Here is an 11,280-nt window from a genome sequence, read left to right on the forward strand (position 1 = left end):
GCCCGGCGTTGCATTCGCGGATCAGGGACTTCGCGGTAAGCGGGTCAGCGTCCGCCCGCCATTGCGCGGACCTTGACGGCAGAAGGCTGGCTGAGCGCCGATGGCACGGGCTTCACGGCTGCGAAGGTGCGCGTGATCATGGTGTGGATGGGAGTGGCACCCGGCGGTTTGTCGCCCAGCCCCGAGATCGAGCAGCGCGAGGGCGAGGTAACGGTGACGGAGCTCGCCCATCGCCTCGATCGAGCGCTGTGGACCCTCTATGCGTGGATCCGCTCCGGCTGATTACCAGTGCGCCAAGTCCAGACCTTGTACCGGGAGATCGTCCTGGTCCGGCTGGACGACGCAGAAAGGTTGATCGCGGCACGAAAGACCGCCGCAACACCACCCTCAGGCCTGGACCCCACCCTCACCGACACTTGATCGCTGATCCACCCGCATACGCACCGGGCGCGCGTCAGAGCCCTGACGGGAACCCGATCTATGGGCTTATTCCGATGCCGTTAGCTCGACTTTGGCCGATTAGGTCGACGCGATTAGGACGCCGCCCTTGAGGAAGCGGCGTGAAAGGTCGACTTTTGGCGCGTCACCGCGCCACCTGCGATATGACGAAACGCCATCGGGAGCATTGGCAGGGCCGCTGCGGCCTGGATTGAGGCCGCCAAGCTTCGGAACGCGGGACGGAGGGCGCACCTGCGCTCTGGAGCAAGACCGTGAGCGGTCACCGAAAGCGACGCGTTCGCAGTCCGGCAAATCTGCCCGCACGCTCACACGGGTCGGGCAATTGGCCAAAGTCGAAGTTAGACCCCGTTTCATAAGGCTCGCGCGAGTCGCCTGACGAGGATCATGGCGGCGGCAAGCACGAAGAAGGCGAGCGCGGACGGATACGTTGGCGAGCCGGAGCGGGTAGCAACGGTGCGAGCACAGCCCATTCGGCATCGCTGAGGCAGGTTGCATACGGCAGGGGGCGCGCGCAAGATCGGCGCGGGCGGCGGGCGTCCACATCAGGGCACTCGGGTAAGCGTCAGATACTTCCCTAACGCCCGCGACGCATGCCGCTCACCCAACGCCTAAGCTTCCAGACCCGTTCCGAAACGGGGTCTTAGATACCCGAGCAATACCTACTGGTTAGATAAGCAGAACATTTATCAAGGCTGCTTTAGCGAAACCACAAGTCCTTTGTCTAAACAATTTTGTCTTACGCTAGATTACAGCTTTCATTAGCCGACTCAATCGAACGACAACCGTTCGCTTGAATTTGACAGCGGCTAGCTTGCGGAGATATGACGATCGATATACCGTACGATAACCACGAAATCCAAAGGCGTGTAAGCGCATTCTGAGCAGCGAGTATCCCATCATATGGACCGAAGCAAAACGCCAATAAGCGCCGCACATCTCGCTGAATATGAGCAAGATTTTTTTGTCACTCTGAGTTCAAAAGGCGCAGTAGCTACGGTGGCAAAGACTATGACCGCCGTGCGCTCTGCTTCCGACTGGGAGGGGTTGGCGACTGACTCATCCATTCCAGATAGCGCACTTCAATTATTTGATAAAGATTTTTATACTCGTCAATATACAGACATGGCTGGAAAGAATATAGATCCATTGGATCATTTTTTCAAGTATGGTTATCGAGAAGGTAGAAAGCCTAACTTCTACTTCGACACAGAATGGTATCTAAATTGTAACCATGATGTTGCGGAACTCGGACTGAACCCACTGATACACTATTCCATGTACGGTGAACAGGAAGGAAGAAAGCCGAGTATTATCTTTGACCCAGTGTGGTACAAGGAACGGCATAAACTTACTAACGAGCAAGGAGCGCTTGCTCACTATTTACAGCGACGAAGCTCAGGTAGTGTCAGTCCCGTTCCTGAGTTTGACATGGAGTTCTACCTCGACCGTAATCAGGATATCGTAACTGCAGGAATTGATCCTGTTGAGCATTATATATCATATGGATATCGCGAAGGAAGAAATCCATCTGAAAAGTTCAATACCGATTATTATGTTCGAAGGTACCTTGGCGGACACCTCGACGAATGCCCTTTATTGCATTATCTAAAGCATAGAGACGATCCTGGTGTTCATCCTGGACCAAACGAAGATGATCTCACGACTACTAGCGAGGTGAAGAAGTTTGCCAAACCTTCTTCAATGTTTGAGCACTTTATTCCTCGAACGTCACTAAGCACGCCACGAGCAAAGGTGCTCGCCTATTATCTGCCTCAATTCCATAGCTTTCCAGAAAACGATGAGTGGTGGGGGGCAGGCTTCACCGAGTGGACAAATCTACCGCGAGGCCTCCCGCGTTTTCAGGGCCACTATCAGCCTAGAATCCCGAGAGATCTCGGTTTTTACAACCTTTCAAATATCAATGACATTCGCCGCCAGGTCGAGATAGCGACAGCAGCAGGAATATTTGGATTCGTATTTTATTATTACTGGTTTAATACCAAAAGGTTGATGGCGGATCCGCTAGATCTCTTCTGCGCGGATGACAAGGTGGCAATGCCGTTTTGCCTTATGTGGGCGAACGAGAACTGGACGCGCAGATGGGATGGATCTGAGAACGAGATCCTGATCGCTCAGAATTATCGTGATGAAGATGATCGGGCACTTTGCGCTGACTTTGTAAAATATTTCAGAAACAGCCGCTACATACGGCTGCAATCTCGGCCACTCTTGATGGTTTATCGCCCTTCTGCCATTCCGAACACCAAAACAAAAATCGCACGGTTGCGCGAGATTTTTCGAAACGAGCACAATGAAGATCCTATATTTATCTGTGCGCAAACGTTTGGAGCTATCGAACCTGAGCCATTTGGATTTGACGGAGCAATCGAGTTCCCACCGCACAAATTATGTGTAAATTTGCAGCAAATAAACAAATCATTAAAAGTATTAGACTTCGATTTTAGTGCACAAGTCTATGATTATGAGGACGTGGCACAAGCATCGTTGCGTGCTGATATCCCTAGCTACCCACTGATTAAAAGCATTGTGCCGAGTTGGGACAATGACGCTCGACGGCAAGGCGCAGGCTTAGTAATAACAGGATCCACTCCTGAGCGGTATGAGCGATGGTTATCAGCTATTATTGATCATGCCAGAGTTCATCCCTTTTTTGGAGAACCTATTGTATGTGTGAATGCTTGGAACGAGTGGTGCGAAGGGGCTTACCTTGAGCCCGATCTTCATTTTGGTAGCGCCTATTTGAATGCCACATCTCGAGCAGTATTTGGATACTCACGGATTGCCTATCCAAAGCTGCTTCTGGTTGGTCATGACGCCTTCGAAGCCGGCGCCCAGCTTCTACTCCTCAACATAGGCCGTACTCTGCAGAGGAATTTTGGAGTTGAGGTGGAATTTCTGCTTCTTGGGGGCGGAAATCTGATTTCTGAATACAATACAGTGGCAAGAACCCATACTTGTTCTGATGTGCTAGGATTGCGAAAGTTCTTTGACGAAATCGCTTCCCGCGGTTTTTTACAAGCAATTGTGAATACCGCTGCGTCTGCTCACGTTCACCCAATCGCAGCTGCAGCTGGGATCCATTGTATCCAACTCATACACGAACTTCCGCGTATTCTGAAGGAGAGGCACCTGTCCAACGCCGTTCAGGTCGCCCTGGAACGCGCAGAGAAGGTCGTTTTCGCATCCGCCTACGTACAAGATCGCGTGTTGGAGCATGTTGAAGGAGGAAAACAGGCTGGAAAGTGTTTGATCCTGCCACAGGGGCTCTACGCTCACATTGAGCATAGCTCTAGCGGTGCCGAAGACGTCCGAAATGAGCTTAAAATTCGTCCAGGCGATAAGGTGGTTCTAGCGTCTGGCTACGCGGATCTCAGAAAAGGCATCGATCTCTTCCTTCAGCTCTGGCGGATGTTTGCGAATGAGGAGACGCCTATTCACTTCGTCTGGGTTGGGAGGTTGGATCCTACACTAGAAAGTTGGTTAGGTAAAGAGATTCAGCGGGCTTCGCGCACGGGAACCTTCCATCTTACTGGCCATCGTTCAGACATACAAAATTTCTATTCCATTGCCGACTGCTTCGTACTCACTTCTCGTGAAGATCCGTATCCCTCAGTCGTTCTAGAAGCATTGAGCGCGGGACTAGGTGTAATAGCATTCGAAGACGCAGGCGGAATCCCAAATCTACTCCAAGAAATGGAAGTAGGATCAACAGTTCCGTATGGCGACACACTCGCAATGGCGGAAGCTATACGTGCTTATCTGGACAAACCTGTGACTTTGGCCCAGCGGCTTGAACAAGGAAATTCAGCACAGCGCAGGTTCGATTTTGAAACATATGTAAGCAAATTATTGCGACTTACATGGTCCGATCTAAAGCTAGTATCTGTATCCATACCTAATTTCAATTATTCGAACTTCCTAGATGAAAGACTTAGGTCTGTCTTCTCTCAAAGTTCGCCGGTTCGCGAGGTGATCGTTCTTGATGATGCCTCGACCGATGACAGTCTACATAAAGTCACAGAAACCGCTCGTGCGCAAAATCGGAACATACGATTTATCGTTAATCACGTTAATTCCGGCTCGGTTTTCTCCCAATGGCGCCGAGCGGCTGAGGCAGCTGTTGCTGATTACATCTGGATCGCGGAAGCTGATGATACATGCGAGCCGACATTTCTAAGTCAATGTCTCAAATTGTTTGATGATTGCAGCGACGTTGCTTTTGTTTTCACGGACAGTAAAGCAATCGGAACGGACGGCTCGATGATATACGAAAGTTATAAGCCTTATTACAAGGATGTTTGTGCTCTTGGTTTGGACAAAACCGCAGTTTTCAACGGTATTGATTTTGTATCTAACTTCTTGGCTGTGCGCAATGTTGTCTTGAATGCAAGCGGTGTCGTTTGGAGACGTGAAAGTCTCCTCCAAGCGATACACGCAACGGAACACCTGCTACCTAGATTGCGAGCCGCTGGCGATTGGTTGATCTACCTTTCAGCACTCTCCAAAAGAGGTGCAAAAGTGGGGTACGAGGCCGCCATCTTAAACCATCATCGGCGCCACAAAGACAGTGTCACTCACCAACTTGACGCCGCGGCCCATATTGCGGAAGTTGCGGAAGTTCATAATTTCGCTAATAGCATTTTTGAGCTTGATCGCAGCGTAAAAGAGCGTCAAAAGGCCTATCTGACCGAGATCGAGGATTTATTCTCTTCGAGTCGGCTCACTGAAACCTTAAATGTCTGATAAAGTCAGAGGGGAGATTTCAGATGTATGTACCTCCATTCGATGCGTTTGCCAAAAATCTAGGATTCACGAGAGAAGATTTGGATGATAATAATCAAGTGGTTGTTAGTGGCCGTGCTCTAAAGTTCTTACTTCAACTGGCAGTAGCAGTAAGCGATTTTGACGCAGAAGCTTATGCGGCACGAAATCCTGACATAGCTCAAGCACACGCGCAGGGCCGGATATCTGATCTTCGTGTACATTATATACGCCATGGGTTCTTTGAGGGTCGAAGAGGCGGGGTTCCATCAGTCGATGAAGAGTGGTATGTTGCAGCGCATCTAGACGTTGCTCGTGCTATCGCTTCTGGCTCGATAACTTCTGCGGCTGAACATTTCGAGGTTGCCGGGGCTGCCGAGGGTCGGGCTCCGCGCCAAGAGTATTCGGTTGACACAGGGGAATGGCGCCGAGCTCTCGGAATAAGCTAAAGAGAGACAGAGTCGCCTGCGAGCGGCGCACATATTGAGGAGATACTGAATGCCGTTGCCAGCGATGATGAGGGGTTGTGGCCCTTTTACATCAACAATTGCAATGGCATTCATAGCGGCGTTGACATTGTGGCCTCAGTCTGCGGCATTCGCTCAGCCTCAAACCGCACAACTGGCGGTTTGGAACCTTTACCGAAATCCAGCCGGTCTGCGTACGATTAATCGATGGCGACGCGCAGGGACCTACCGCTTCATTGCCGATGACGATGTGAGCGAAGGTCTCGAAGGTTGGACAAACGAAGGCACAGCGTTCGCCCTGGCTCGAACGGAAGTTGCAGGAACTCGGCTAGTCGGAAGTTACAAAGTTGGTTCTGGTACGGCGGTTAATACGAAATCGTCCTTGCATCGTCATTACTCTGATGCAAATTTTTACTCACTAGGATTTATATTCGATCAAAATATGCCTGGTCTAGTCGAGTTACATTCTTGGATCGGTCCAAACGCGGAAAGCTTTTTAAGTATTTACAGAAATCAAGAAGGTCCTCACATCGAACGTTCGGGCTTTCGATACAACGGTGTGCTAGGTTATGCATTCGCCTCAGCTCGTCCTATTCGAGTAGGCGCTTACTATTTTGGTATGTATTCACCTGCGGCTTGGGAGCGAGGCCGTGGTCAAGTCGCGCAGCGCATCGCGGAGATGTATGGTAAGCGGCGAATGTCCGAGCAGTTTTGGTGGACAGGAGTTCGTGACCTACAGGAGGGTACGGCGCCCGATAATGTTGCTGCCTCGAATGGAGGTCGCGACTGGTCTTATCTGAAACCTGCAATTGGCTGGTATGATCAGAGTGATAGACTCGTAATAGAGCGACACGTGCGGCAAGCTGTCGCCAACGGAGTAAGCTTTTTTAATTTCTATTGGTATTGGAGCACTGGTGATCAATCCGAGGGCGCAAACGACGGATTGGACAGTTTTCTATCGGCAAAAAACAATAGTCTTATGGATTTTGCTATTTCAGTGTGTGAACACGGATGGCATCTCCGAATGTCGGAAGCAGATTTTCCTTTAGTAGCTCAACTACTTATCGCAAAATATTTGTCTCGTTCAAATTATCTTCGGACGTCAGACGGAAGGCCTATAATTGAAATTTGTGATTCTTCAGGCATTGTGGCTTCGGATTTTCCTGTAAAAAACCCGGATATTGAGTTGCTTCGGAGGTTTATTTCGTACTTGAGAGCTGCAGCAGCTAAAGCTGTTCCCTCGCAAAAGTTAGTTATACTAAGTAGATTTGATGCGCCGAACCCCGGAAGGGAGGACCGAACAATTTTTGACGGCGCAACTTGCGTTGCACCTGTGCTCGATAAGGCGAATACGTTGGCGAATTACTATGCTAGCGTTGACTGGATGACGTCTATTTCACAGGTTCGGCCCTTTATGCCGTGCTTTAATCTGAGAATGGATGAAAGGCCAAGAATTGGCATTATGAAAAGCGCAGACAAGGCTTTTTTCTTCAGTGATGATATTAACGTTGACAAGGTTAAAGCTGGGCTTGGCCGCGTTCGTAGCTTTATATCATCTAATCGCAATCACGAGCTTAGTCGTTTCCTCAACATCTACGCGTGGAACGAGTGGCACGAAGGCGGTATCTTGGAGCCAAACGCCAGAGATGGTGCGATCATCCTTGAAACCATCCCAGCTACATTCGGCATCCCGTACCTAACCGGATTATGTGCCCAAGATGACCATTGCGGGACTCGAGTCGGCCGATGACGAATATTCAAAGCTTGCCAAACTCAAAAAACGAGGTTTCTGTTCGGTATGCTATGAGCGGTTGTGCCAACTCGGCAAATTTGCTCATAGCACGGCGAACCCAACGAGCACGCTTTCGACGGACAATTTCCTGGTTACGACCCAATAAATCGGCCGCGTTCCAGGCATATGTTAGAGAGTAAAAATGCAACTCCTCGATATCACAAAAGCCGTATGCGACGTCATAGATGCAACAGATCCTGCCAGCGACGATTTTCAGGTCGCAAAGTTGGCTCTGGAGTTGAAGCTTGGGCTAATTCAAGTTGTAGAGACTGAAATAGCTTCAAGCTCTGACAAGGACATTGCTTGGACACGTGTTCAAAGGGCAGTCAAGATAGCGTTTGGCGAAGGTTATGTTTTAACTCAACACGGGGTTTCAAAGTCCTTAGGCGCGAGTTTGTCTCCAACTCGGCAGGCAAAAGTTGTATCAGGCGTTTCAAATTTCTTAGACCGTCTTACGTTTGCTTGTGGACTAAGTTGTTTTCTTACTTCGGGAACACTTCTCGGCATTATTCGGGATGGTCAGCTTATCGCTCACGACGATGATATAGACTCAGCCTGTATTTGCAATAGTTCGGACAATTTCAACTGGGCTTTGGAGTGGAATCACGTCTTTAACGTTATAAATAAATCTGGAGTTGCAAAAGCTGAGAGACACCTTCCTGGACTGCTGCATGTAACTATTCAGCTAGATTCAGGCGATACATTCAGATTTGACCTTTTCGCCGCACGGATTGAAAATGATAGCTTTATTGAATATCCTCTCAATGTAAATCTTATCAAAAAAATAGACGTTGTTCCGATCAGGCGTATTAATTTTTTGGGATCAGATGTTAGTATACCTGCAGACCCAGAGCGGTTTCTCTGGGCGAATTATGGAGACGGTTGGCGTATTCCAGATCCGCTTCACAGATTTGATTGGAGTTTAAGTGCGAAACAATATCATGATAGACTGATGGCTATGAATGATAGACCGCCGGCCGTTCAATGGTTGCGAGATCAAATTCGACCCCTAGACGGCCCTGGTCAAGCCACATCATCGTCAGATTTTGGCAGTTATAAAATTTCGGCCCTCGATCATTCACTTCGTCTTTCGGGACATAAAGCTCCTTCAGTTCTTCTATTTGGAGCAATGAGCGACGTTCTCGTTCGAACACTAAACCAGCGTGCAGACGCAGGCGAACTAACGGTAGTAGTTGTTGATTTTACAGATCTTCTCGACGAGGATTTTGGGGATTTGCGACAGGGTGATAGAACAATCACTCAATCCGTATTGAGCCAGATGAGCTCCGGCAGAAAATTTTTCTTTAACGATCAAGCGCGTCTCAGATCATATCTGACAGCGCTCGGTAGAAAGTTCGATGTGATCTATCTTGATACCTGCACGCGTGCGCGAACGCTATCAGCTTTTAGCGTCCTTGCTGAATTTCTTGATGAAACAGTTATAGTTACTTTTGATGATTTTTTGTTTGAGGATAAGGGTGTATTTCGTTCCGGGCAATATGAAGCACTTATCGATCTTGCAAAGACATCGGACTTCCGCTTTTCATGGCTGGGGCGAACGAATTGGTCGCAGGTTATCTTCTCATGCGTGAATAATACATCTGCAATCGAAGCAATCTCGCGGAGGTCATGACAGTTTGTTGGTTGGTGATTTGCCTCGCCGAACATCTAGAAATCGATTTTATAGGCCGAACATCCGAATGTAAAATTTGTAATAATCTTACCTTGTATGGGTCAAGGGTTCTAGTCTCTCAAGGTTCAAGCGTGAAAGGATGACGACTTTGACTACTGTGCTTACATACGGAACATTCGACTTGTTTCATATCGGCCATTTGAACCTTCTTCGTCGATTGTCTCAATTAGGTGACAAGTTAGTCGTTGGGTGTTCGACTGATGCTTTTAATGAAAAGAAGGGAAAGCGAACGGTTGTGCCATTTGCCCATAGGCGAGAGATACTAGAATCGATCCGTTTTGTTCACAAAGTCATCCCAGAAGAGAGTTGGGAGCAAAAGCGTGTCGATATATTAAGGGAGGAGGTTTCTCTGTTCGCAATGGGAGATGATTGGGCTGGAAAATTTGATGAATTAAAGGATATTTGTCAAGTAATTTATCTTCCTCGAACGCGTGACGTATCTACGACGGAAATAAAGCAACTTGTTGCGGCGATGCATGGCGAGAATGTTTTGGAGCTCAAGAGAATTGTAGAACGTCTCAAAGCAATTACAGACTCCTTTTAATATTTGGCCTGTTTTTGTCAAAATCAGTAGTTCATTTAGCGAAGGTGGCAATCATAGCGTAATTACCCAAGGGGGGTGGAGACGGCTCGGATCAGTCGCGGCGCGGGGTCGGGTCCCCCCTTGCCGGTTCCCTGTCGGTATGAGCCGCAGTGACCTCGAGCGCCTGAGCAAGGAGGAACTGATCGAGCTGGTGCTGAAGCTGCACCGGCCCGAGAAGACTTCGCGCACCTCGTCCAAGCCGCCCGCGAGTGATCGCAAAGAGCGGCGCGAGTAGGCCCGCCCGGGCGGGCTCGGTCACACCGTCAAGCTGATGCCACCGGCCTACGTGAAGCCGTACGTCAAGCGCGTGAAGACCGATGCGGCCATCGCCGAAGCCGTGAGCGGCCCGACCATGCGCTTCGTCGCCGTCAAGACCGTCCATCGGCAAGCTGTGCTGATGCTGCACAAGGTGCGCGATCTCATGGTCCGGCAGCGCACCGTGCTGATCAATGCGCTCCGAGGTCACCTCGCCGAGCTCGGCATGGTGGCGGCGCAGGGGCCCGCCGGGGTGAAGGCTATCATCGCCGAGTTCTGGGCTGACCAAATTAGCCTGCCGGCGTTGGCGAGATCGGCGGTCTGCCGCCTCATCGGTCAGATCGACGACGTCGCCGAGGAAATAAAGTAGGCTAAGGCGGAGATCGTCGCCTGATGCCGCAACGACGCCGCGAGCCGCCGCCTGCTGACGATCCCCGGCATCGGGCCGATCACCGCGAGTGCGATCGCGGCGGCTGTTCCCGATCCGAGGGGCGCCGTCAAGCGAGGCACCGCCAGCACGCTCACGCGCTCGGGTTCGGATGCTACGGCGACAACGCGTAACGAGGGTGGAATAAAGGGGAGCAAGTGCTTCGGCATAGGGCGGACCTGGGCGGCCATCACCCTCATCCAAACCGCTGCCGGCAACCTGGGTCCCGCTTCCTCGGCATCACACGAAGTACCGGAGAACCAGTATTCAACGCCCGCTGACACCCGCGGGCTGACCGAACTGGCGGCCTCGACCCTGGCGCGCAAGCGGCGCGAGTTGGAGCGAGACCTCGATGCCATCCTGAAGGCCCCGGCGACTGGCGATCTGGCTCAGGCGCTCCAGGCCAGGATGCGCCGGGCGCGCGACCAACTCCTGACCTTCGCGGCCTTCCCGGGGAAGGTGGACGTGACGAACAACGCCTGCGAGCGCGCCCTGCGGTCGGCGGTTATCCAGCGCAAGATGACGAACGGCTATCGGGCAATGTGGGCGGCACAGGGCGAAGCGGACGTGCGCACCGTCATCGCCACTGCCGCGCTCAGGACAAAGGTGACGCCCTTCGCAACCCTGCTTGCCACCATCACGGCCTGCCGTGACGTGGCACCTGCGCGTGCGCCGCTTCCGCATCTGCTGCGGGGCTGGGCTCACGCAAGGTACGCCGCAGCGAACAGTCGGCCGAGGCGCAGACCGACATCGGCATGGTGCTCGGGGCGTAATTACTCAGGGGTGCGCTCGGTCGCGGCGTGAGGCCGGCGAGGAGCCGAT

5 protein-coding genes and 4 pseudogenes are annotated in these 11,280 nt (G+C 51.1%); 8 read left to right on the forward strand and 1 reads right to left on the reverse strand.

Going from position 1 to position 11,280, the window contains the following annotated elements; genetic code table 11:
• Positions 1–72: 72 nt before the first annotated feature.
• Entirely contained in the window at positions 73–282 is a 210-nt protein-coding gene (locus MFF64_RS32695; protein WP_133123061.1) for a hypothetical protein, read from the forward strand.
• Positions 283–892: 610 nt separating this feature from the next.
• Here MFF64_RS32695 and MFF64_RS32700 read toward each other — a convergent pair.
• A pseudogene (locus MFF64_RS32700) lies at positions 893–1,002 on the reverse strand (IS5/IS1182 family transposase); the annotation flags it as partial.
• A gap of 357 nt (positions 1,003–1,359) precedes the next feature.
• On the opposite strand from MFF64_RS32700, the gene MFF64_RS32705 reads away from it, so the two are divergent.
• From MFF64_RS32705 to MFF64_RS32735, 7 genes and pseudogenes are all read left to right on the forward strand, one after another.
• Positions 1,360–5,223, forward strand: coding sequence for a glycoside hydrolase family 99-like domain-containing protein (locus MFF64_RS32705; protein ID WP_238193418.1), 3,864 nt, complete (start codon positions 1,360–1,362; stop codon positions 5,221–5,223).
• 516 nt (positions 5,224–5,739) lie between these two features.
• The gene (locus MFF64_RS32710) at positions 5,740–7,458 is read left to right on the forward strand and encodes a glycoside hydrolase family 99-like domain-containing protein (RefSeq protein WP_133123472.1); all 1,719 of its coding nucleotides are present in this window, start codon (positions 5,740–5,742) and stop codon (positions 7,456–7,458) included.
• A 184-nt stretch (positions 7,459–7,642) separates the two neighbouring features.
• Positions 7,643–9,133, forward strand: a complete 1,491-nt coding sequence (locus MFF64_RS32715) for a LicD family protein (protein WP_238193419.1) — start codon at positions 7,643–7,645, stop codon at positions 9,131–9,133.
• Positions 9,134–9,272: 139 nt separating this feature from the next.
• Positions 9,273–9,737, forward strand: a complete 465-nt coding sequence (locus tag MFF64_RS32720) for an adenylyltransferase/cytidyltransferase family protein (RefSeq protein ID WP_369010726.1) — start codon at positions 9,273–9,275, stop codon at positions 9,735–9,737.
• Positions 9,738–9,876: 139 nt separating this feature from the next.
• Positions 9,877–10,008 (forward strand): annotated as a pseudogene (locus MFF64_RS32725) (IS66 family transposase); the annotation flags it as partial.
• Positions 10,009–10,026: 18 nt separating this feature from the next.
• Positions 10,027–10,581 (forward strand): annotated as a pseudogene (locus tag MFF64_RS32730) (transposase); the annotation flags it as partial.
• Between the two features lie 168 nt (positions 10,582–10,749).
• A pseudogene (locus MFF64_RS32735) lies at positions 10,750–11,103 on the forward strand (IS66 family transposase); the annotation flags it as partial.
• Positions 11,104–11,280 lie beyond the last annotated feature (177 nt).

It is taken from the genome of Methylobacterium frigidaeris (genome assembly GCF_022179185.1).
GTDB lineage: Bacteria > Pseudomonadota > Alphaproteobacteria > Rhizobiales > Beijerinckiaceae > Methylobacterium > Methylobacterium frigidaeris.